Raw genomic sequence first — 23859 nt, forward strand, 5'->3', positions numbered from 1 at the left:
ACGCAGACAAATTCTTCGACGGCGCCAATCAGCGTCTAAGCTTCATTCAAGTCCGATCAATCTGCCGGGATGGGATCAATCGACTATGGGCGCTCTATGGCAAACCGATTCAACCCAGGCTGCGGTTCCCACCGACAGCGCGGATGAACAGCCATTGCCACGACGCCCGCGCAGACCTGCGTACCGCTGGCGCCTGGTGTGGCTGCTGCTGGTGATCGGCCTGATCGCCGCAGGGTTTGCCGCCCAGCGCGAGATGCGCACCGCGCACTGGCAGGCGCGCGAACTCAGCCGTCTGGCGGGCACCCTCGGCTACACGCTGCAAGCCGGTGCGAGCGATGCCATCGTGTATCCCGGTGACGGCCCCTTCGACAAGCGCCTGGGCTACAGCGACCTCGATCAATTCCTGCCGCGCCTGCTCAAGCGCAATTACCAGGTGCAGAGCCAGGTGCGCTTTTCCGCGCCACTCATGACGTATGTCGGGCGCGGCCTGTTCGTGCCCTATGCCGAAAAGATCCAGGCGGGCCTGTCGATCAATGACTGCCGGGCCGAGCCGCTGTACCAGTTCACCTACCCGCAGCAGGCGTACCAGCAGTTCAGCGCGATCCCGCCGGTGGTGGTCAACAGCCTGCTGTTCATCGAGAACCGCGACCTGCTCGACCCGGCCCAGCCCCAGGCCAACCCGGCGGTGGACTGGCCGCGCTTCGCCAAGGCGGCATGGTCACAAGTGGCCAGGCTGCTGCACTTGCCCGGGCAGAGCGCCGGCGGCAGTACCCTGGCCACGCAACTGGAAAAATACCGCCACTCCCCCGACGGCCTGACCCTGTCCGGCGGCGAGAAACTGCGCCAGATGTTTTCCGCCAGCGTGCGCGCCTATCAGGCCGGCCCGCAAACCTTGCAGGCCCGGCAGAATATCGTGCGCGATTACCTCAATAGCGTGCCGCTGTCGGCCGTGCCCGGTCATGGTGAAGTGCATGGCATGGCCGAAGGTTTGCGGGTGTGGTACGGCGCCGACTTTGACAAAACCAACGCCCTGCTCGCCGAACCCGGCACGCAACACCTCGCGCAAAAAGGCCTGGCGCTGCGCGAAGTGTTGTCGTTGATGATTGCCCAGCGCCGGCCTTCGCATTACTTGTCCAAGGGCCGCGACGAATTGACGAGCCTGACGGACAGCCATATCCGCCTGCTGGAGCAGAACGGCGTGGTCGAGCCGGCCTTGGCCAAGGCCGCGCTGGCGAGCAAGATCAGCTACCGCGACTGGCTGCAGCAACCAACGCTGCAACCGATTGAAACCAACAAAGGCATCAGCGTCGCGCGCAGTCGCCTGGCCGCCCTGCTCAACCGTCCGCTGTACGACCTCGACCGCCTCGACCTGTCCGCCACCAGCACCCTGCAAAATGACCTGCAGACCCAGGCCACCGCCTACCTCAAGCACCTGGCCGACCCCGCCTTCGCCGGCCAGCTCGGCCTGCTCGGCCCGCGTCTGTTGACGCCCGCCAGCACCGCCCAGGTGCGCTACAGCTTCACGCTGTATGAGATGACCGGCGACGGTGCCCGCGTGCGGGTGCAGACCGACAACACCGACCAGCCCTTCGATATCAACGAGAGCAGCAAGCTGGAACTCGGTTCCACGGCCAAGCTGCGCGTGCTCACCACCTACCTGCAAATCATCAGCGAGCTGCACGACCGTTACGCCGGCCAGACGCCTGCGGCCTTGAAGAAAGTCGACATCGACGAACAGGATCGCCTGTCGCGCTGGGCAGTGGACTACCTGGCGCAAAACAGCGACCAGAGCCTGCCGAAGATGCTCGATGCGGCGCTTGACCGGCAGTATTCCGCCAGCCCCGGCGAGAGCTTTTTTACCGGTGGCGGGATGCATCACTTTCACAACTTTCGCAACGAAGACAACGGCCGCAGCCCGAGCTTGCGCGACGCCCTGCGCGAGTCGATCAACCTGCCGTTCATTCGGCTGATGCGCGACCTGGTGCGCTACAGCACCTATCACGGCGCCAACAACAGTGCCGAGCTGCTCAAGGACGACAGCGACCCACGTCGCCAGGAATACCTGGCCCAGTTCGCCGACCGCGAAGGCACCACCTTCCTGCTGCGCTTCTGGAAAAAGTACCGCAACAAGGACACCCAGGCCCGGCTCGACACCTTCCTGGACGGCATGCGCCCAACCGCCATGCGCCTGGCCGCCGTGCACCGTTACCTGCTGCCGCAGGCCAGCCAGGACAGTTTCAACCGCTTTGTCCGGGCGCACCTGAACACGCAAAAAGCCTCGGAAAAACTCAGCGACGAACGCTTGGCCAAGCTCTATAAAGATTACGGCCCTGGCGCCTACGACCTGCCGGACCAAGGCTATATCGCCAAGGTCCACCCGCTGGACTTGTGGTTGCTCGGCTACCTGTTGAACCACCCCGACGCCACCTTCACCCAGGCCGTCGCCGCCAGCGAGCATGAGCGCCAGGAAGTCTACGGCTGGCTGTTCAAGAGCCGGCACAAAAGCGCCCGCGACAGCCGTATCCGCACCATGCTGGAGATCGAAGCGTTCCTGGATATTCATCAGCGCTGGCAGGCGGTCGGCTACCCGTTCGACCATCTGGTGCCATCCCTGGCCACCGCAATCGGCAGCTCGGGCGACCGCCCGGCGGCGCTGGCGGAACTGGTCGGCACCATCCTCAACGACGGCATACGCGAGCCGACGCTGCGCATCGACAGCCTGCACTTTGCCGCCGACACGCCGTATGAAACCCGGCTGGTGAACAACCCCGACAAAGGCAAGCGGGTGATGCCCAGCGAAGTTGCCACCGCATTGCGTGGGGCGTTGTCGCAGGTGGTGGATGCGGGTACGGCGAAACGCGTGTCGGGCAGTTTCAAACTGGCCGACGGCACACCGCTGGCCATGGGCGGCAAGACCGGCACGGGCGACAACCGTATCGAGGCGATCGGCGCCGGTGGACGCATCCTCAGCTCAAAGGCGATCAACCGCACGGCGACCTTTGTGTTCTACATCGGCGACCGGCATTTCGGCACCCTCACCGCCTTCGTCCCCGGCAGCGGCGCGCAGAATTTCACCTTTACCTCGGCGTTGCCGGTGCAGGTGCTCAAGGGCATGGCACCGGTGCTGATGCCGTACCTGCAACCGGGCAGCCATACCTTGTGCACCCCCGCCACGATGGCGGTCACCGAAGGCGGTAGCCGGCTGTTTTCGAGGTGACATTTGTTGGACGGAAGGCGCGGTTATCCGGCCTGTCCGACCCAGTATTCAAACTTATTCCCGGCCCCTGGCCTCAATAGACTGAAGCGCTTTCATGGCTCTTTTCAGGATCTGTTGCATGGTCGTCATTTCCCCTGTCCCGTTCACTACCGCGTTTCAAGGTCGGCACTACCCGCTGCTCAAGCATGCCTTGCCGCCCTGGCTCAAAAGCACCTCCCTGGCACGCCTGCACGCCTTGCGCGCCGTCGGGCTCAAGGATCCCGCGCCGTACCCCCGCGCCACACCGGACCAGCACGCCGGCCTCAAGCAGGCGATTGCCGACCACTGGGACACCCTCAACACCCTCGACCAGCGGCTGCAGAAGCTCAATGACGTATATGCCTACGCCGAACGGGTGCTGGGCAGCGCCTTGCTGGCGGACTACGGCCCGATCGATGTGAGAAACACCTTCCTGCGCGTGTATGTCAAAGCCACCAGCGCCTGGTGGGTGCATGACTTCAAGCAAGCCGTGACCAGCCGCACGGTGTCCCTGCTGGACGCGGCGCTGCAAAACTTTGCCGCCTCAGAACGTTTCGTCGACTATGCCTTCCTGTCCGCCGCCGATGCCCGTGGCCAGCAACGCAGCTTGACGTTCAAGCACAAGGCCAATGGCACCGCCCTCACTGCCGAGCGCTTCAAGCAACTGTGTCGTGGCCTGGACATCGGCCGCCATTACCGCGAGCACCTGAAGATCGTCATGGGGGTCTACACCCCCACGGTCGCCCGCGACCTACGCCGGCAAGTGATCGACCAGCACAAAGCCGGGTTGAAAGCCGCCGCCCACCTGGCGCTGGTCAAGGGCGATATTGCCCACGATGCCTGCACCGCCGTGCTGGGGCTGATCAATGGAAACCCGACACTGCGCCTCGACGGCCAGACCCTGGCCGCCCATACCCTGGACATGATGAACAGCCGGCTCACCGGCATCCTGCTGTTCTGCGCGACGTCGCCCTCGGCAGCGCGGGTGATCGCCTATGTGCCGGACGACCCCGAGCACCCGCTCAAGCAATACCCGACGCCGATGGCCTTCATGACGCAAGTGACCCGCCAGTTGCGGGATGCCGAGCACTACCAGGTGTTCTTCAGCCGGTTTGTCGACCATGACCAGCGCGGCTTTTTTTTCGCCAACCTCAACACCCGCCTGAGCCGGGTGCAATGGCGCATCAAAGCGCCCACCGACAGCCAGCCCACCTGGCAAGACACACCGCTGGACAACCCCCACCTGCAATTTCATGTGCAGCCCATCGCGGCTGACCACCCCAACCGCGCTGGCAACGGCGGCGCAGATGACCTGTGGCACTACCGCTACCGGGTGCACCTGAACAAGGTGCTCAACGATGCCCAGGACATCGCCGTTTCCACCCTTCGCGCCGATACCCTGGCGCGCCAGGCCTGGTGGGACAACCTGGGGAAAATCCTCGGCGACCTCTTCAACGCCGCCCTGCAGGTACTCACGCCGTTTTTGCCGGGGTTGGGCGCAGTGATGCTCGCCTACACCGCCTACCAGATCACCGACGAGGTGTTCGAAGGCGTGGTCGACTGGGCCCAGGGCCGAGGCGCGGAGGCGGCGGATCATCTGCTCGGGGTGGCGCAGGACTTTGTCCAGTTCGGCCTGTTCGCCGCCGGTACCACCTTGGCCGCGCCACTGCGCCTGAAACTCTCAGCGTTCGTCGAAGGGCTCAAGCCGGTGCAGAGTGCAGACGGTCGTCAACGCCTGTGGAACCCGGACCTTGCGCCCTATGTCGACGACCAGGGCACACTCGATCCCGCGCAACGGCTGATACACGAAGGCGCGCAGTATCGGGTGCAACACGCGCGCATCGTCCACCCACGCCGCCCGCAAGCGTATCGACCACAGCTGTATCGCCGGGCCAACGGGATTGTCGTGCATGAAGCCGACCAGCCGCAGACCTGGGACAGCCGCACGTTGATGCGCCGCCTCGGGCCCAGGGTCGAGGCCTTCAGCGATGAGCAACTGGAACGCATCCGCCTCACCAGTGGCTGCGATGACGACGTGCTACGTGGCGCGTATCTGCAGGACCAGCCGCTGCCACCGCTGCTCGCTGACACGCTCAACCGCTTCGAGGCCTACGCCAGCGCGCAGTCGGCCAGTGATCAGATCCGCACGGGCATGCCGCTGGACCCGGCTGCCGCCTGGTTCGAGCAAACCGTTACCGAACTCGAGGGCTGGCCACAGGACAAGGCCCTGGAAGTGTTCCTCAGCCCCAGCCTGAGCGGCGACTCCCACCGCTATGGCCGGCTCGACGCCGCCCCGGCGGACACCCTCAAGATGAGTGTGGCGCAGGTGATGTCCGGGCAGTTGCCGGAGCGGGTGCTGGGGTTTCTCGATGAAGCCCAGGCGCGCCTGCTGCTCGGCGCCCAGGTGCCCAAGGCCGGGCAAGTGCAGCACTTGCGCGAGCTGTTGGCCGCCTACGTCACCCGCCAGGCCCCCGAGATCGGCCAGTACGCCCACCATGTGCGTGAGCTGTCCGATGAGCCGGGCATCCGCCTGCTGCGCGAGCATTTCCCGCAGATGGACTCCAGCGTCGCACGGTCTCTGCTCGACAGTGCTGATGCCGCCGAGCGCAGCCTGATGCTGGACCACCGGCGCCTGCCGCTGCGTTTGGAAAATCTGGCCCGTGAACTGAATTTCGCCGCCGGCACCAGCCACGCCTATGAAAGTTTCTACTTCCCCTGGCGCCAGACCGCCGACAGCGAACGCATGCTGCTCAACACCCTGAAGCGGCACAGCGACTTCTTCGCCGACCTGCACCTGCAGATTCGCCAGCACACCGCCGACGGTCCGCTGCGCTGCGAGGCCGGCCCCGTCAACGCCGGCACCCGGCGCATCCTGGTCAGGAAGGACACCCTGGGCTATGAGGTCCGCGACGGCGCACACCGCAAGCTGCATGGCCCCGACACCCTGTACGAAGCCCTGTTGCACGCCGCGCCCGCCGATAGCCGCCAGGCGGTCGGGCTTTCACCCGGCCAAGGCGAGGGCCTGCGGCACTGGCTGCTGACCACCCTGGAACCGCTGGCCGAACGCCGCAGCGCGCTGGCCCACCCCCCCGTGCGCAGCCAGGCTGACGAGGAGACACTGAAGCTGCTCGGCTCCCCCGCGCCTGCGCGCACGCCGAAGCTGGTCGTCATGAGTGAGCAGGTGGTGATCCTGAACGCCTTGAAAACCGTGTTTACGCACCAGAGCGAGGCGCACATCCTGGCCTTTATGGAAAAAGTCGGCAGCGAGCACCTCAGCCCCCGCGTCAACCAACTGATCGTCGACCATTACCGCCTGGACGCTGACCTGGCGCACTGGTCGCGCCAGCCAGGCAACCATCCGCCGGACAGGGAGCTTGAGTTGCGCCTGTTCATTCGCGGCAAACTCCTTGAATGCTGGCAGGATCAGATCCGCGCCTATACCGAACCCTCCGGCACGCGCCTGGATCTGAGCGGCATAACGCTGCCCGATACCCTGCCACCGCTGCGCGCCGACTTCAGCCATGTCACCCGGCTGAACCTGATCCACAGTCAGTTCAACGCGGACCATGGTGAGTTCCTGCAACACTTCCCGCAGCTGTCCACCCTGTATCTGGCGGATAACCCGCTGTCCCGGCTGCCGGAAGCGATCCGCGACCTGCGCCACCTGGAAAACCTCGACCTGGCCTGGTGCCCGCTGGCGTTGCAGGCGGTGGATGTCACCCGCCTGAAAAACCTGCGCTACCTGCGGCGCCTGAAGCTCAACAACACCCGCAGCCACAGGGCCCCGGATATCGGGCGCATGCGCGACCTGGTTCACCTGGACCTCAGCCACAGCCCTGTCGCGCAGTGGCCCGATGGGCTGTTCGAGGTGCCCCGGTCCTCGCGGTTTGTCCTCAACCTGCAGGGCACCGCCATTACCCACGTGCCCGAGGTGGCCCTGGGCAGTGCCGAGGCCCGGCTTGTCGCCGCGACCTACCTCAATCGCGCCGCACTCGACGCCCTGCAGCGTGAACGGTTCAAGGCCTACCGCGCGTCAGTCGGGCTGGATCCCGAGCGCACCTATGAACCCCAGGGCGACAGCACGCCGTGGCTGGACTACCTGTCACCGCAAGGCCAGGACGACGCCCGCAAAGTCTGGGATGCGCTGGAGCACGAACACGGCTCCCAGGGATTGTTCGAGGTGATCAAGGCCCTGGAAATACCGGAGCGGTTCCAGACAGATGAAGATCAGCAACGCTACCGCGCCAACCACCGCACCCTGACCCGGCAGGTCTGGACCCTGCTGCAGGCGGCCGCCGTCGACACCCCGCTGCGCAATCGGCTGTTCGAGATCGCCAGTTTTCCCGGCAATTGCCCGGATGCCGGCACGCAGATCTTCAACGAAATGGGGGTCGAGGTGCTGCTCTACCAGATCGAGCACCAGTCACCGACGCCAGAGGCCCATGAACGGCAACTGGTCACCCTGGTCAAGGGCCGTGCGCGCCTGCAACAGCTCAACGATGTAATCCGGGCCGACGTTCAACAGCGCCTGGCGCCGGTCGCCCAAGGAGGCCAGGGCTTGCGGTTTCTCACCGAGGTCGTCGACGGCGTGGCCGGCCAGGTGGATGAAGTGGAAATCTACCTGGCTTACCAGACCGCCCTCGCCGAGCGCCTGGACCTGCCGTGGATCGCCGAGCACATGCTCTACCGCAGCATCGCCGGGGTCAGCGACGCACAGATCGACGCGGCGTATGCCAAAGTACTCGAGCTTGGCGAGGGCGACGGCCTGGTCAACCGCATGCTGCTCGACGCGCACTGGTGCGAGTGGCTGCAACGTCGCTATGCCGGCCAATATGCCCAACAGCAGCAGTGGCTCAAGGCGCAACACAACCGCTTGTTCGACCTGCTGGAGTTGGGCGAACAGTGGCCGCAGACACCCGACACCGCAGCGCTGCAAACACAGGTCGATGCCCTGGCCAGTGAGCTGGGCATGAGCGGACTGGACCCCGCCGACCCGGCGGCATTCCAGGCCGCCTGCGAAAAACGCGAGGAAGAACTGGGCGACATCGCCCAGGCATGGATGCGTGACCGCACCCGCGCAGCGCTGATGGCGGCGCAGACCTTACGCAATCGCCCTAGCCGCTGATCTCGATGACAGTCTCGGTGGTGCCTTCCACCAGGAAGAACCGATAGATCCTCCCGGCCTGTTTTTCAAAGCTGAAGACCCGGCCGGGGAAGATATGGTTCTTGGTGGTGGGCGCGCAGGCGGTGCGGTCATTCACCGCACAATCCTTGAACTCATCCACCACTACCACGGTGTTGCCGGCATTGCGCAAGGTGTAGGTGCGGCCGCCGTTCTCGACACGGGTATCGAAGCGGCTGTCCGTGGGCCGCACGAAGAACACCGTGCCGTAGCCCGCCATTACCTGCACGCCGCCCGCCAGGGTGTTTTCGTAGGCCTGGCGGTCTTCATCGTTCAGCCCGAAGCCATCATCTTTATCGGGTGCCACCGGCAGGTAGCGCACGCGGAAATAGCGCTCGCGATCGCGCTCGCCAATGAACACCAGGCGCGTGCTCTGCATGCCGTCCGCCGGCACGATCAGGCGCGCCGGGCTGGCGATCAGGCCATTGCGCACGCTGCCGTCGGCCTCGACCCGAAGCGGCACTTCCTCATAGCTGCCGTCCGGTTTGTAGAGCATCTCGCTGACGTTGACCTTGACGAAGGCGGTCTGGGTGCCGCCGTTGAAGATGCGCTTCAGGTAGGTACTTTTATCGCCGCGCAGATAGTCGTAGAAATCACCGACATTGATGTTCGGCCCGGCGTGGGCGTTCAGGGCACACAGCAGCAAACCCAGGGTTGCACATAAAGACTTCATCACCACTCCTCGAAAAACCATTACGGCCGTACCGCATCGAACAGCAACTCGACGCTGCCGTAGTACTCACCCGGGGTAAACCCCTCCGCCGGCTCGACCGCCGAGATATCCAGCAGCACCCGCTTGCCCTGGCTGGCCTCGGCCTGCGGCACCACCAGGGTGTCAGCCAGGCCCAGCACCTGGCCGTTGAAGGTCACACTCAAGTCGATGTAGGTACGCCCGCCGTTGAACAGCATCGGCAGCGCGCCCAGCCGTGCGTTGATGCCGCCCGCCGAACTCTTCACGTCAAAGTGTTCGCGCACCGGTCGCAGGCGTCCCGGCACCAGGTCCCAGACCATCTGTTGTTCACGTTCGAAGAACCCGGGGTTGATCGGCAGTACATAAAAATCCTGGGTGGGGATGGTCACCGACACGTCAAACACGTGCTCTTCACGGATCGCCAGGGCCTGGGTACTGAGCAACGCGAGCACCATCAGCAGCAGCGCCGCGGACATGACCTTGCACCGTCTGCACGCACGGTATGCGCGTGCCTGGGCTATTTCACTGACCATCAGCCTTTGACCTCATAGGGTGTTTTCTCGCTGCCCTCGATCAGGGTAAAGCGATAGGTACGCCCGGCCTGCCTGGTAAAACCGAAGGCACGACCCGGCAAAATGTGATGTTTGGTCACCGGTCGGCAGTCGTGGCTATCGCCGCTGGCGCAGTCCTTGAACTCATCGACCACCACCACACTGTTACCGTCGTTATGCAGCCCGTACTCAACGGGTTGCTCATCGACACGGGTGGCAAACCGCGTGACCTTGGGCCGCACGAAAAACACCGTGCCGAACCCGGCCAGCACCGTGACCCCGGCCGACAGGCGGGTCTTGTAGACGTCGCGCTCCTCCTCGGACACGGCAAACTCGTCGTCCTGCTCGGGCATCACCGGCACAAAACGCACGCGAAAGTAGCGCTCTTTTTCCCGCTCGCCGAGGTACAGCAAGCGCGTGCCCTGCACGCCATTGGCCGGCACGATCAGGCGTGACGGCGTGGCCATCAGGCCATCGCGGACACCGGTCTGGGCATCGCTCTTGAGCTCGACTTCCGCGGAACCGCCGTCGCTGTCGTAGAGGATTTCCATCACCGCGACCTTGATGAAGGCCGTGCTGTCACCACTGTTGAACACCCGTTTCAGGTAGGTACTTTTATCGGCGTCCAGGTAGTCATAAAACACCCCGACATTGATATTCGGAGCCGCCGGTACCGACTGCGGCAACCAGCACAGCGCACACAGCGCCAACACATGTTTCATTGTCATGAGCCTCATCTAGAGATCCGAATCCCAAATCACCGAAACCTGGCCCGCGTACGTGCTGCCGCCGCGCTCGACCATCTGGTCGGCGTATGGCTTCTGGACCTCGAAGTGCAAGGTGCCGGGGCGTCGGTTGACATAAAACCCTGGCTGAAACTGCTCGGTACCGGCGCCGCTCAATAACAGCGGCTGACGAATCACGGCGCCGCCGTCTTCACGGTTCAAGCCATGGGGCAGGCTGACGCTGACATCCACCGGCACTTCGTGGCCATCGCTGGTGTTGCGCAGGGCGCAGGTGTCGCCAATGACGCGCTCGCAGGCCATCTGCATCTTGAAACGCGATGAAGCGGAGATGTGGAAGGTCTGGTCACGGAACAACCGCGCGGGTTTGCGGCCCTGGTTCAGCCACGCTTGCCAGCCGCCCTGTGGTAGCAGTTCGACGCGATTGCCACCGGGCGGCACGTCGATCTTCAGGTCATGCTCCACGCTCAAGGTGAAGTTGAGGGTGAAGGCGTTTTTCGAGGGCAGCATGATGTCGCCAAAATCGTAATCGGCGCCCGGGCCCATGCTGTAGGTGATGCTGCCGGTGTACAGCCCACTGGACATGCCCAGCGGATTGGGTGTGCGCAGTTCGTAGGCGTACTCCATGGTGTTGACGCTCATACTGCGCAGCTCCTGGGACGGTTTCCGGCTGCAAGGGCCAGCACCTTCAGGCGTCAGCCAGAAGTACGAAGCCGTCCGGGTACCCGCTGCAAGGTGGTTGGTGCTTTGGCAAGGGGGAGGCGCAGACCGCCACATCGTTGTCCAGGCGATCCCAGGCTGTGCCCACGCCGACACACCTGGACTGGGCACGGTCCAGAGCCCACCAATCCCGGCCATCCGCACTTGAACGATCTCGGTTTCCCGGGTGGCAGTATGCGTTACGGTCAAATCACGCCAATCGGACGGCACCTTGACCATGAAGCCCTGGCGCTCCTCCTCATGGTTGGCAATGATCGGCGCAATGCTGGTGATCCTGAGGTTCACATCCCGCAGGCTGAAAATCCCCATCGCCTTGCAGCGCGCTGCAATGTGGTAACCGCAGATCGAACTGATCGGCGTGGTGTTCTCGAACTTGTTCACCATAGGGTTGCTGGGGTCCGGCCTGAAGCGCGCGGTAATGTCCTCGTCAGCCAACGCCGCGAAGGAATACAGCAGCATCGCCGTGCCCGTGGTGCGTAAAAGGAAGCTGTTCATAACCTTGGGTTTTCTCGTCATCATGCTCAACCGGCAATCTGTTCAGTGGCGGTGGACTCGGCCAACGTGTCCGGCGTGCAGCGCAAATCACCGATCATCAGCAGGTTGTTTTCACTGCGCGCCGTGGAAGGGTCGAGCCGGAACTGGCAGAGCAACTGGTTATTGCGGCGCACTTCCAGGGTCGGTGAACTGGCGTTCATTTCCAGCGAGAAGAACCCGTCGACCTCGCTCACCCCACGGGTGGCGTGATTGATGACGTGCAGGCCCTTGAGCGGTTTGCCCTGGGGGTCGACCAGACGGCCGAGCACGGTGACGGTTTGCATCACGCTGATCTTGCGGTACTCCACCCCGCCCTTGTTCAGGTGGTAGCGCGTGCGCGGCGGCTGGATCGAGGCCGACGGCGCATGGTTGCCGTCGAAGTCGAAACTCACCGAGCTGCCCTTGTAGGCAGTGATCGGGATGAAGTTGCGACCGGGACGCAAGGCCGTGCTGCCGCCACTCAGGTCGTCGGCACGCAGGGCGATGTCGTCGACATCGGTCTCCACGTCCACGATCAGCCCGGAGCCGTTGCCGTGGTACTGGCTGGTCATCACCATCTTTTGCTGGCCGACGGCGAACGTGCTGTCCAGGTTCAGGCCGCCACTCAAGTCGTCGTTGAACGAGGAGCGCTGCAGGTAGCCGTCGCCGTTGACGTACTCGTTTTCAAAACTGGCCATGCCGGACAAACCGATGCCGTAGGTGTCGGTGGTTGTCGTGGCGGACACGCTTTGCAGCAGGTGGTCCTGCAGGTCCTTGCGGTACGTCAGCGAAGCGTTGTTGTCCCGGGTGCCGTCGCGGGAAGTCCGTGTGCCGATGCTGGCGGACCATTGCTCGCCCGGCGCGCCGAGGGCCAGGCTGATGCTCAGGTCGACCCCGCGATTGCGCTGCTCGCCCGTGGCGAAGCTGGCAGGCCGGTCAAACACCGACACGCGCCAGTTGGCGTCGTTGCCGAACAGGTGGGTACGTTCGGTCCAACCCAGGTCCAGGCCGACACCTTCGTTGTTGCCCTCGCTGTAGAACAGCCGGGCATTGATGGAGCGCAGGTTGCTCAGGCGGTGGTTAACCGAAATCGACGAATTGCTGGTCTGCCCGATGAACACGTCGCGCTGACGAATGCGCGTGCCGTCGGGCAGGGTTTCGTAGGTGTTGCGGGTGTCGAGCCAGCTGCGCGTGTGGTTGAACACCACGCTGCCCAGGCCGTAGTTGTACAGGCCATTGAAGTCGAGGCCGGTGCCGTATTTTTCCGTCCAGTAGACGTTGGCATACAGGCTGGCCTGGTCGGCAAGGGTCCAGTCGAACGAGGTGCCGTACTGCATGTTGTCCTTGACCTGGCGCCCGGACACCCCCAGCACCACACGCGGATGCGCCAGGTAATTGAGGGAGACGCCGGCAGTCGGGCTGCCGCTGCTCTGCTCGTCGAAGTTGCTCAGCAGCTTGCTTTCCTGGCCGGCAAACAGGTTGTAGCGCCAGCGCTCGTCGTGGTTGCGCCAGTTGTTGGGTTTGTACACCAACTCCTGGGTGGTGCTGGTGATCTGGCCGTCTTCCACCAGGCGCACTTCCACTTCATAGATGCCGCCGGGCAGGGGCCGCGTGTCGAGGCTGTGCAAGCCGCTGCCGACCGGCTGCGTGTTGATCAGCAGGCCATTGCGATAAATCTCCACCGACGCCTGACGGCTGGCGGTGACGTAGATCGGGTACACCGCAGGCTTGGCGTTGCTGATCACCAGGCTGTCGGAACTGCCGTACATCACGCCGACGGCGGTGTCGGGGCTGGCCCCGAAAGTGCGCAGTTGGCGCGTCAGGCCTTCGGCATTGGGCGTGAAGTAACCCAGGCGCAGGAAGTTGCCTTCCAGCTCAAGCTGGGTGTAGAGCGCGTACACCGCGTGGTTGAGGTCATCGTCATCGGGGCCGCCAAGGCGCGAGAACTGCATGTTCAGCGTCTGGCTCCACAGGCCCAGGCTACTGCTGGCGTCGACGCCGAAGCGCCCGCCGAGGTCCTGGCCTTCGCCGCCGCTGAGGTTCAACTGGTTGCGCACGATCAGGCCGGTGCTGCCGCCGGTGGGCAGGAAGTAATAACGCTGCTCCTGGGCATCACGCTCGGCGTTTTCGGTGAGCAGGGACACCGTGGAGTTTTCCAGGTTATAGTGCACAGCCATGAGCCCCGAGGGGCAGTTGCTGGCGCAGGCACCGAGCGCCACACCCTGCTTCAGGTAATCGGCCCAGTGGTCGCGCTCTTCATCCTTGATGACGCTGCCGTCGTGGTCGGTAAAGTCGAGCAGGGTCAGGCGGTCGTCACGGGTCAGGACGATCATCGCCTCGGAGACAAACTCCTGGTCCAGTTCAACCCTGACGGCCAGGGGGACATCAAAAAAGTGCTCTTCAAAGTCCGCCGGCAATCCCTTGGCCTGGGAAAGCAAACTACGCGGTGTTGTGCCTTCGGCGGTACCTGCCGCCAACGCGCCCGCACAAAACAACAAGGCAAGCGCTGCCGCGATGGAAGTCATCGGGAACATGAACGGAATACTCTGATTTCGGACTTCAAACGCAAAACCGGTCGACCGACAGCGACTGCCTGTCGACCGGTATCGCTACCCAACAATAAGCCGGTGCTGATCAGGCCTTACTGTGTGACGCGTGGCACGTGGTCGAAGACGATGGTGTAGTTGGTGGTGAACAGCCCGGATACGCCATCTGCAGGTTTGGCGGCAGCCACGACCAGGTCAGCCTGGGTGCCTGGGGTGGTGCTTGCGTCATCGGCCACTTCCAGTGGCGCGCCGGTCAGGACTACACCGTTGAAGGTGTTGGTCAGTGCGATCGCGGAGGTGCCGTTGGTCAACGAAGCGGGGCCGCCTTCGATGTAGGCGTGGATCGAACCGTCAGTGTTTTTCAGGTCGTAGGTGGCGCGCAGCGAACTCAGTTCACCGGTGACGGGGTTGTAGTTCATGGTTTCGTCGCGACCGAAGTTGGGATCACGTGGCAGCACATGGAACTGCTTGGTAGGAATCGTCGCCTTGATGTTGATGACGCTGCTGGCCTCACCGGCAGCGAAAGCGCTGGAGGAGCCGATCGCCAAAGCAACGAGAGGCAGGACGAAAGCGGTCTTTTTAAGCATTTTTAGTACCTGTGGTGACATCAAATGTTAGTTGAGAAAACTGTTTTCTCGCCCCGCCGAAACCCAATAATCCGGTCTTGCGAAGCAGGTAAATAGTCCCTCGAAACGCCACTTGATGATGCCGGCCCTTTCGCGCTGACCCGTAATTAAACACGACACGCAAATACAGAAAAAAACCATAAAAATCAAAAATATGAATATTAACTGTCATCTTGTTATTACACGCAAACATGGACAGTACTACTTATATAAATCCGCACTCTGTAGGACATCAGCTACACACCAGAGCCGCTCTGGTTATTCCCCGCCATTAGAGCAATAACTCCACTGAACCCGCTGATGGTGTCTTCATAAAATGGTCATTTAGCCGCGCTGATTCGTTGATAAGGCGAAGCCCTGTTCGGAGGCGGCGGCCATCTTGCGCAGCCGCGTTTTCCTGTCGCTACCGTTCGTCAGACGGTTTTGCGCCTTACGTAAGATATATCTTAAGTTGTATCTAAATCAGACAGGAGAACACGACAGTGAGAGACCCTCATCACCACCGAGACCACGGTGACGACCGCGATGGCTTCGAAAAACGCCCTGGCCGCGAACGCGGTGGGCGCGGCCCGCGCGTCTTTGCGCCGGGCGACCTGAAATTGCTGCTGCCGGCGTTGATCGCCGAACAGCCGTGCCACGGCTACGACCTGATCCGCCGCATTGAAACCCTGTTCGACGGTGCCTACAGCCCCAGCCCCGGGGTGATCTACCCCACGCTGACCTTCCTGGAAGAAAGCGAGTTGATCGCCGGCGACGCCGAAGGCGGAAAAAAACGCTACACAATCACTGACGCCGGTCGTCTCTTCATAAGCGAACAGACGGTGGCCCTCGACGGTATTCGCCTGCGCATGGAGGTGAGCAAACGCTCGCTGCGCGGCCATGACCGTCCACCGGAAATTCACGAGGCGGTGCACAACCTGCGCCACGCCTTGCATTCGCACCACGGGCGCTGGAGCCCGGAAGAAATCGTTCGTGTCGCGGCGCTGCTCAACAGCACCGCCCAAGCCATTGCCGACGGGAAAGCTCAATGAATACTCAAGCCATCCACCGCGTGACCCACGAGATCAAACGCCGCCGCCTGCAGGTATTGCGCGTGGTCGACATCACCCCGCGCATGCGCCGCATCACCCTCGGCGGGCCGGAACTGGCCGGGTTTATCAGCCTGGGCAGCGACGATCACATCAAGTTGCTGTTCCCGCAGAACGCTGCCGAACAGGCCGCGCTGGAAAGCCCGACCTTCAGCATCAAGGGCGAAGGCCCGCAGCCAGCGATGCGCGACTACACGCCGCGCCGCTATGACCTGGACATCGGTGAACTGGACATCGACTTCGTATTGCACGGCGATGGCCCCGCCTCCACCTGGGCCGACCAGGCCAAGGTCGGCCAGCACCTGTACATCGGCGGGCCACGCGGCTCGATGATCGTGCCGGACATCTTCGACAGCTACCTGCTGATCGGCGACGAAACCGCGTTGCCAGCCATCGGCCGTCGCCTGGAAGAACTGCCGGCGGGGCGCAAGGTGCTGGCGGTGATCGAGATCGCCGATGCGGCGGAACAACAAGCGCTGCAAAGCGCCGCCGATGTGGAGGTGATCTGGGTGGTGCGCGGTCAGGACGACCTGCTCGACCGCGTGAAAAACCTCACGCTGCCGAGTGGCTCGCTGTACTGCTTTGTCGCCACCGAAACCAAGCTGTCGCGCCAGGTCCGCCGGGTGCTGTTGGACACCCATAAGGTCAATGAGGAGTTCCTCAAGGCCGTGGGCTACTGGCGTGCGGACGGCAGCGAAGAGGAGTAAGCCGTACGCCAGGGGTGTGTCATGGCACTCCCATTACGAGTACTCCGCTGCCGCTGATAGCTCCGGCGGCAGGCAGGGAGCCTGCTCGCCGGACCAGGGAAAACGTCACATCGTCGCCCCCCGCACTGTTGGTAATTTGGGTCAGGAATGAACCGTTGACATGAACCGCACCTGCGCCACGAACAAGGGCCGTCCCCACGTCCGGGTTGGTCATTCGCAGCAGACGCGTGTCGAACGAAGAGGCGGTGCCTTTGTAAGTGATCGTGATCGGTGTGCTGATCCCGCCGTCCGGGCATGAATAAGTGAGCCGGCGGTTGCTGCGGATGGTCGTGGTCAGCGGATCGGTACCGATTGCTCTCTGGTGAACATTGCCGAAGTTGATCTCGATCGGGTTGTTATTGTTGATCGTGCAGGTAGACGGGGAAATGGTGAAGGTGTTGGCGGCCGTATAAGTGACGGTGAGTTGCGGCCGGGTGGCGTCGTAATTGTTCGAACTGGTGAGGCGCAATAGCCCGAGGTTGTCCCCTATTCGCACGTCGATCGGCGTAGCCGGATAGTTACGCAACAGAATGTAGGGGGTGATATTGATCGGGTAAGCAGCCATATTGTTCGGAATAGTGGCTATCCGAATTCCCGACGGGACAGGGGTGTTATAGAACGCGCCGTTAATCCGCAATCCCGTCCCTTGAGTGCTGAACTTGGGGCCGGGAGACCAGGGGGCGCCTGCGACGCTGCCAGTGGTCCAGTAGTCTTCGCGCGAAGATGGACCTCCATCAGGGGTAAATCGACATTCCAGCCTTGCCCCTTCCATAAAAACCCGCGTGCGGTCTGCGCTCAGGGTGACCGTGACCGGCACAACCAGGTTGGGATTACCATTGACCCAGGGTCCGCCATTCACTCGGCAATCAACCGCCTGCGCGGTCGTACCGACACCCAGCAAGACGAGAGTCACGATGGCTACATGCAGTCGTTTCATTTGTTATATCTCGTGGCTTCCCTCCCCTGGCACCGCGCAGCGAATATCGGCCTGCGGTCTGGTGCCGTCCAGAAGAGAGTTGAAGTTCGTCCGAGGCCGTGGCGGCCTATGAGTTACGATTCACAGCGCTACGGGTAGTCCAGCGTAAACGTCGAGGTCACCCTGTAGGCTCCGTGCCCTATGGTCTGCTCCCTGAGGGCATCCGGCTCCCCCTGCACATAGGCCTTGAGCTCAATGACATTGCTGCCATTGGCCAAAACCTGTTCGTCGCTGACTTTGTTCACGGGCAATGGCTTGTTACTCAGCGTCTCCAGACCGAGCCCGATACCCGAGGCACCATTGCCGCTATCCAGCGCAAACAATCCGGGCAGCGCCCGGTTTTCCACACCGCCGAAGGTGATGGTCACCGTGTTGCCGATGGTGGTGTCGCAGTCTTCCAGATGCAGCTTGAAGCCTTTGCCCACGGAGCGCGTGTTGATGTAGAGGTGCTTGCTGGTCAGGTCCCAGAGCTCCAGGGTGATTGCCTCGTCGCCAGGCCTGATGTTGCAAGCCTGTTCAACCAGGTTGCCCTTGAAATTCAGGTTGTCCGTCGCAGACGCCTCGGGTATCAGGCTGAAGGCTGGCACCCAGGCCAGCACGGCGCACAGCCACCTGGGATGAACACTCTCATGTCCCATGCATTCAACTCCTACTGGTATTCGGCCAACAGCGTGGCCACCGCTGTGAACCGTGCGGGGGCCAGCGTTGCACCCGGCTGTTTGACCGGCACGACTTCCAACATCGGCGGGGACGACACGGTTATGTCCAGTGGCGTATTGAGTCGAAACGGCAGGTTATTCTGGAATATCCGAATGCCCAGGCCTGTCGCACTGGTTTGCACAGCCGAGCCGTCGAACGTCGTGGGTGTGCCGTTGACACTCAACTTCAGCACCCACGGGAGCGTGGCGCTACCACAGCTGATGATGTAGCCGAGCGCTCGGCGGTATCTCACGCCATCGACTCGCTTGACGCCGACATCGCCGAAATCGACTTCGATCGTGTTCCCCGCATTGATCGTGCAGGGCGGTGGCTCGTTGAGCGTCCCGCTGAACGTCAAGTTGGCCGAAGCATTGCTGCTCAGGCCGATCAAACACAAGGCGAGCAAGGCTCGCTGCTGGCCGCATGTCATTGCGCATTCCTCATCATTGGTAATCGACCACAAGCGTGGCGGCGGCATCAAATGCGCCCCCGAGCAGGACGCTGCCCGCGCGCTTGACCGGTACTGCCTGCACGACGGGGAAGTTGGGATAGGTAAAATTCACGGCCGCATTCAGCGGCCAATCCGCACCGTTGATGAACAGTTTCACCCCAAGATTCGGGTTGCGGGTCGAGAGTACGCGAGCATCAAACGAGGCCCCCGTGCCCCTGAGTTCAAGTCTCATGGCGTTGCTGAAAGGGGCATCACAGGTGACGGTATAAGGCACGTTGCGACGGTAGTTGACACCGTCCACCCGTGACGTCAGAAGGTCATTGCCAAAGGGCACATTGAGCGTACTCGCGCCGTTAATGATGCACGGCGGAGGTGCGATGATGACCGCGCGGATGATCAGGTTGGTGTCGGCCTGCACACCCTGGCTGGCGACCCACAGCAGACCTGCCCCAATAAGAATGGCCCGCGGGCCGACTGCCTTGGTCATTACATTGGCCTCACTCATAACTGAGCCTGAAATCCACGACGGCGCGGAAGGCCCCACTGGTCAACGGCGCGGAGGTGCGCGTGGGTTGAACATTCCAGGTCTGGAGACTGCCGCCCTCGGTCAAAAACAACGGTTCGCCCCGGGAGCCCAGTTGCACGTCCCGACCCAGGGCATCGGTCAACCGCAGCCCCATCCCGGTGATGCCTTGCACTTTGACCAGCCGTGGATCATCGGCATCGGCAGGCGCGAGAAACGTGACCGATAACACCGGTTGATGGGAACTCCATGCCAGGTTCCCGGTACGCTCGCTGCGGATGCTGCCGGCGGTGCGCTGGCAATCCTGGAAGCGCAGCTGGAATGCCCTTGATGGCGCCTGGTCGCCAGGTCGTAGCAGCAGGCTGGCCGACACGGCGCCCAGGTCAATCGTTTGATGGCGCGACGTCATCTCCAGGCTGCAAGGCGATTCATGCATGGACCCGTTAACGTTCAACCGCCCACGTTGGCCATCGATGCCTTCGTCATCCTCGGCGCCTACCCGCGCCGCCAGGACCCATAACACGCAACCCAAGACTTTCACGGTGTGCGACTTCATGACGTTCTCCCGCAGCAGGCGCTACTCATTAGGCGATGAGACCTGCGCATTCACGGTGCAGGTTTCGCCACTGCAAGTGAATGCCAGGAGCGGGCGTCCACCGTAATCGTTGACGTAGGCCAAATACGGCGCCTGGCCAAGTGCCGTGGCCGTTGGCCCCAAGGCCAGCGTCCCCTTGGGCGGGATCATCACCGGTTCAAAGCCCGCCACGGTTTTACCGTCTTTGCTGCTGCGCGCGTCCACCAGGGACACGTAGTAAGGCGTGGGGTTATTCACCTGGTATCGGTCGCCCTGCCGGGTCAGGGTGAGCTTTTCCTGCCAGGGGTTGGACAAGTCCTGCTGGCTGGGCATGATGGCTTGGGGGCGGTAGAACAATTTGATGCGGGTCTGCAGCGCAATTTGCAGGGTGTTGGATTTGTCGCTACGCGGCGGAATTTCCCGCAGGTTGAAGTAGTAAACAGTCTCGCGATCCTGGGGCAACGATTTGACCGCCGGCAACGCCTGAACTTTCACCTGGCTTTGCTTACCGGGCTCCAAGCGTTGAACCGGCGGTAGCACGATCAAGGGCGAGGTGATTTTGTTGCCCTGCTCATCCTCGATCCAACCCTGGGCCAGGTACGGCAACTGGGTGTTGTTATTGGTGATGTTCACGCTGGTGGCATCCTTGCCACCCTCAAAGATCACACGGGTGCGATCCAGGCCAACCGCAGCGTTGGCGGCCGGGTTCAGGCCTGTTGCCAAGAGTGCGAAGAGCAGGAATCTAGAGCGCGTATTGAGCATCATGAGGCGGGGTTCTCCGTATCGGTACGCTTGCCGGTCAGCGATGCTGGCTCGGGTGAGGATTGATCAGTGGCTACACTCTGGCAGCGCAGTTGCAGGGCATCGCTCAAGCTGTCGGCTGGCAAAACCACAGGGAGCGTGAGCAGGCATTGCTCGAGGCCACTCCAACTGACAATCATCTGCTCGCCGGCCTGGATGCCACTCAGGTAAACAGCACCGCCGTCGTTCACAATCCCGGTGTCCTGCTGTTTTAGGTTCTTCACCGTCGCGCCGAAGGGCGGTGAACTGCCATCCGGCAGGCGCAGCACGGCCATGGCCTTTTCACCGGCAATCACGTCCAGCGATCGATAACCGATGGCCCCTTCGGTGAGTGTCAGTTGCGTCACCGACTGCGTGGCTTCGATGTTGCTCGGCAAGCTCTCCAGGTCGACACTGGCGGCCGTGCGCTGGTAGCTGCTGATATCGGAGATCACCGCCTTGCCGAAGATGTTGGTGCGGGTCGACACGCCGTAGCCCCGCACAGGCACGTCGGGTACCCCGCCGGAATCGATCATCAGACGGGTTCCGCCAACGGCATTGGTTCGGTGCAGGGCTGCACCGTAGGGCGTGAGTGTGCCGCCACCGCGAACAGACGCACTGAGGGTCCTGCCATTGCCTTGTTGTGTGCTGGCGCTGAGATCGATGTCAGCCTGGTCGCCAATATGGCTCAGGTAACCGCTGGTAGAGTTGTCACTTGCACTGAGCTGGTAGCTATTGCGCTCATCGAGGCGGTCACTGTAACGCGTGGCATAGCTCTCTTTGCCCGAGGTCCTGCTGCTATCCAGCGACAGTGTGCCGCTGCGCCCCAATGGCAGGCTGACCGTCAGCGCCATTCCGCTATCCTTGTAAGCGTATTCCTGACTGCGGTACATATTCAGGGACAGGCTCATGTTCCTGACTGTCCCCAGATTAAAGTAGCGCGACATGGACAGGTTCCAGCGCTGAGTGTCCGGGCGCCCCCAATACGTCTGCTTGTTGTAACTGGCGTAGACGGTCGCCCCAAGGTCACGAAACTGTTTATTGAGCGTCACCGTATACAGTGACTTGCTGTCGCCAATCGGTTTCCAGCCCTCGATGATCTCTACGTTCTCGATCCCGCCGAGCTCGCCGTTCAACCCGTAATGGCTGGCGTCCAGGTACTCACTCATGCTCAAGTAGTTTTTCTCGGAAAACCGGTAGCCGGCAAACGTCACCTGGCTGTCGTACTGCTCGAAGTGCTTGGAGTATTGAAGGCGGTAGGATTTGCCCGAGAGCGCCTGATTCCACACGCTGGCGTGGGACTGGGTGACATCCAGCGATACGGCGCCGAACGCCAACAGGTCACGACCGGCGCCGACAGACAACGCACGGTAGTTGTTATCGGTGATAGCACCGCCGAACAGCGACCAGCCATTGCTGACGCCCCAGGAGAACTCACCGGTACCGAAAAAATTGCCATTGGCGCCGTATTGAAGATCGGAGGGCCGCCCCAACGCCAGCTTGTAACGAACCTGGCCAGGACGCGTCAGGTAGGGAATGCCTGCCGTATCGATCTGGAAGGTGTGGACCGAACCATCCTGTTCTTCCACCCGTACATCCAGGGTGCCGCTGACGGCGTCATTGAGGTCCTGGATACGATACGGGCCTGCAGCGACCAGCGTTTCATACAGCACGCGGCCCTTCTGGCTGATAACAACCCGGGCGTTTGTCTTGGCGACGCCCACCACTTCCGGGGCATAACCGCGCAAGTTGGGTGGCAGCTGGCTTGCATCCGAAACGAGTGCGGCACCGGTATAGCGGAAGCTGTCAAACAGGTCCGAGTACAGATAGTCCTCTCCCACCGTCAGGCGCGCCTTCAGCGCAGGCACTGCGCGATACGCGTAGTAACGACTCCACTCCAGTTGTTGTGGATCGCCGTACCCACTGTCGAGGCCCTTTTCGACACGCCCCTGCCAGTCCGCCCTCAGGCGCCAGGCGCCGGCATTCGCCCCCACGGTGCCGTTACCCGTCAAGTTGTTACGGGTGCCGTCATTCTTCTGGTAGCGGGACTGCGCCGTCATGTTGTAATCGATCAGCAGCCCCGGCACGCCCTCATCCCAGCGGGAAGGTGGATCCCAATTGATGGCGCTGTATTCAAGGTAGGCCTGGGGCACGCTGATGTTCAGCGTGGAGGTGGCCAGATCGCCACTGACCTCCATGCCCGGCAAGCTTTCTATATCCAGGCAGTCATGGCCTTTCCACCACTTGAGTTCGGCAGCGCTCGACACTTTCAGGCCCAGCAGGTCCACAAGCGCCGGCGACAAACAGGCCTGGCTGCCTTTGGGATCATTATCGGGGGGATAGAACGCCACCGATTGCTCGGCCATCGCCTGATTATTGATCTGCACCACCATCGAGTAAGTGCCAGGCAGAATAAAACCGCTGCGGGCAAACCGAGACAAGTCAATATTGGTCCGATCACTTAGATCGAGGACGTCTGTATTGAACTCAATATCCCCGCTCGCCATAGCCGTGCTCGGTAATAATATCAACCCACTAAAAAAGTTTGAGCGCAGCGTATTCTTGACCTTCGCCGTATTCAACATGCAAGCAACCCATCAAAGTTCAGAAATATTCCAACTTGAATCGCACGGTGGCGCGGTGTGCTCCGGCCACTATGGGCAATCCGTTGCCAACAAAATGAAGCGTGAAGTGCAGCGTCATGTCGCCTTCCGCCAAGGGGTGCGGTGTCATCGGCTGACCGGGAATACTTAATTGGCCAACCGAATCTTGGATATTGAGAGCAACACCTTGCGAGCCACCCAATACAGCAAAAGAGCGACCCTCCCTGTCGGAGGGACCGTCAAATGTCACGCGCAGGTGCTGCCAGTCGGGCAGCGTTACCCCGGGGCGTAACGGATCGGTGCGACTCAATGTGCAATTGACCAGGCGCAGCTGGAAGGATTGGTCGCCGCCCCTGGCGCGTCGTAAAAACCGGCCGATCGGCTCAGGGTCCATATCGATGGTTTGATCGACGCTGACCAACTCCAACCCGCAGGCCGAGTCAACGACCTCTCCTCCCAGCGTGACGAGCCCATCCCCGTGCGCAAGCTCCTGGGCAACCCCCCAAGGGCTGGCGAACATCGCCAAAGAAGAGGTGATAGCGAGACTTACGAATGTTTTCACCTGTGCCTCCACCCGCCTCCCCCGCCACGCTGGGTGGCGGGGGAAAAAGC

18 protein-coding genes are annotated in these 23859 nt (G+C 62.2%); 4 read left to right on the forward strand and 14 right to left on the reverse strand.

All coding sequences use genetic code 11. The annotated features are described in order from the left end of the window. Nucleotides 1-85 precede the first annotated feature (85 nt). On the forward strand, nucleotides 86-3217 hold the full coding sequence (locus AC07SI_RS00720; RefSeq protein ID WP_495004912.1) for a transglycosylase domain-containing protein: 3132 nt from the start codon (nucleotides 86-88) through the stop codon (nucleotides 3215-3217). Nucleotides 3218-3335: 118 nt separating this feature from the next. After that, complete coding sequence (locus AC07SI_RS00725) at nucleotides 3336-8360, forward strand: NEL-type E3 ubiquitin ligase domain-containing protein (RefSeq protein WP_495004913.1); 5025 nt, start codon at nucleotides 3336-3338, stop codon at nucleotides 8358-8360. Here the strand turns inward: AC07SI_RS00725 and AC07SI_RS00730 are convergent. The 6 genes from AC07SI_RS00730 to AC07SI_RS00755 all read right to left on the reverse strand — a co-directional run bounded on the left by AC07SI_RS00730 (nucleotide 8350) and on the right by AC07SI_RS00755 (nucleotide 14768). Further along, entirely contained in the window at nucleotides 8350-9090 is a 741-nt protein-coding gene (locus AC07SI_RS00730; protein ID WP_495004914.1) for a molecular chaperone, read from the reverse strand. The genes AC07SI_RS00725 and AC07SI_RS00730 overlap by 11 nt on opposite strands. A gap of 20 nt (nucleotides 9091-9110) precedes the next feature. Then, on the reverse strand, nucleotides 9111-9584 hold the full coding sequence (locus AC07SI_RS00735) for a CS1 type fimbrial major subunit (protein ID WP_065906851.1): 474 nt from the start codon (nucleotides 9582-9584) through the stop codon (nucleotides 9111-9113). Nucleotides 9585-9640: 56 nt separating this feature from the next. After that, nucleotides 9641-10381, reverse strand: a complete 741-nt coding sequence (locus AC07SI_RS00740; RefSeq protein WP_495005045.1) for a molecular chaperone — start codon at nucleotides 10379-10381, stop codon at nucleotides 9641-9643. Nucleotides 10382-10396: 15 nt separating this feature from the next. Further along, complete coding sequence (locus tag AC07SI_RS00745) at nucleotides 10397-11617, reverse strand: hypothetical protein (protein WP_495004915.1); 1221 nt, start codon at nucleotides 11615-11617, stop codon at nucleotides 10397-10399. A 26-nt stretch (nucleotides 11618-11643) separates the two neighbouring features. Beyond that, on the reverse strand, nucleotides 11644-14169 hold the full coding sequence (locus AC07SI_RS00750; RefSeq protein ID WP_495004916.1) for a CS1-pili formation C-terminal domain-containing protein: 2526 nt from the start codon (nucleotides 14167-14169) through the stop codon (nucleotides 11644-11646). A 107-nt stretch (nucleotides 14170-14276) separates the two neighbouring features. Then, entirely contained in the window at nucleotides 14277-14768 is a 492-nt protein-coding gene (locus AC07SI_RS00755; RefSeq protein ID WP_065906859.1) for a CS1 type fimbrial major subunit, read from the reverse strand. A gap of 521 nt (nucleotides 14769-15289) precedes the next feature. Between AC07SI_RS00755 and AC07SI_RS00760 the strand changes: the two genes are divergently transcribed. Together AC07SI_RS00760 and AC07SI_RS00765 are read left to right on the forward strand one after the other, a co-directional pair. Continuing rightward, on the forward strand, nucleotides 15290-15838 hold the full coding sequence (locus AC07SI_RS00760) for a PadR family transcriptional regulator (RefSeq protein WP_120447714.1): 549 nt from the start codon (nucleotides 15290-15292) through the stop codon (nucleotides 15836-15838). After that, nucleotides 15835-16602 carry a siderophore-interacting protein gene (locus AC07SI_RS00765; RefSeq protein ID WP_106805047.1) on the forward strand — a complete coding sequence of 256 codons (768 nt, stop codon included), beginning with the start codon at nucleotides 15835-15837 and terminating at the stop codon, nucleotides 16600-16602. Before AC07SI_RS00760 ends, AC07SI_RS00765 begins: the two co-directional genes overlap by 4 nt. 19 nt (nucleotides 16603-16621) lie before the next feature. Here the strand turns inward: AC07SI_RS00765 and AC07SI_RS00770 are convergent, their stop codons facing one another. The 8 genes from AC07SI_RS00770 to AC07SI_RS00805 form a co-directional block, all read right to left on the reverse strand. Further along, on the reverse strand, nucleotides 16622-17578 hold the full coding sequence (locus AC07SI_RS00770; RefSeq protein ID WP_106805048.1) for a fimbrial protein: 957 nt from the start codon (nucleotides 17576-17578) through the stop codon (nucleotides 16622-16624). A 128-nt stretch (nucleotides 17579-17706) separates the two neighbouring features. Continuing rightward, nucleotides 17707-18255, reverse strand: a complete 549-nt coding sequence (locus AC07SI_RS00775) for a fimbrial protein (protein ID WP_120447712.1) — start codon at nucleotides 18253-18255, stop codon at nucleotides 17707-17709. A gap of 11 nt (nucleotides 18256-18266) precedes the next feature. Beyond that, the gene (locus AC07SI_RS00780) at nucleotides 18267-18746 is read right to left on the reverse strand and encodes a fimbrial protein (protein WP_106805050.1); all 480 of its coding nucleotides are present in this window, start codon (nucleotides 18744-18746) and stop codon (nucleotides 18267-18269) included. A 13-nt stretch (nucleotides 18747-18759) separates the two neighbouring features. Further along, nucleotides 18760-19254 (reverse strand): fimbrial protein, encoded by a 495-nt coding sequence (locus AC07SI_RS00785; RefSeq protein WP_106805717.1) that lies wholly within the window; start codon nucleotides 19252-19254, stop codon nucleotides 18760-18762. A gap of 10 nt (nucleotides 19255-19264) precedes the next feature. Then, entirely contained in the window at nucleotides 19265-19846 is a 582-nt protein-coding gene (locus AC07SI_RS00790) for a fimbrial protein (RefSeq protein ID WP_106805051.1), read from the reverse strand. A gap of 21 nt (nucleotides 19847-19867) precedes the next feature. Continuing rightward, nucleotides 19868-20629, reverse strand: a complete 762-nt coding sequence (locus AC07SI_RS00795) for a fimbria/pilus periplasmic chaperone (RefSeq protein ID WP_120447711.1) — start codon at nucleotides 20627-20629, stop codon at nucleotides 19868-19870. Then, nucleotides 20626-23229: an outer membrane usher protein gene (locus AC07SI_RS00800; protein WP_495004917.1), complete on the reverse strand. Its 2604-nt coding sequence runs from the start codon at nucleotides 23227-23229 to the stop codon at nucleotides 20626-20628. Before AC07SI_RS00800 ends, AC07SI_RS00795 begins: the two co-directional genes overlap by 4 nt. A 19-nt stretch (nucleotides 23230-23248) precedes the next feature. After that, nucleotides 23249-23809 carry a fimbrial protein gene (locus AC07SI_RS00805; protein ID WP_065906878.1) on the reverse strand — a complete coding sequence of 187 codons (561 nt, stop codon included), beginning with the start codon at nucleotides 23807-23809 and terminating at the stop codon, nucleotides 23249-23251. Nucleotides 23810-23859 lie beyond the last annotated feature (50 nt).

It is taken from the genome of Pseudomonas sp. GW821-FHT05D12 (genome assembly GCF_059419825.1).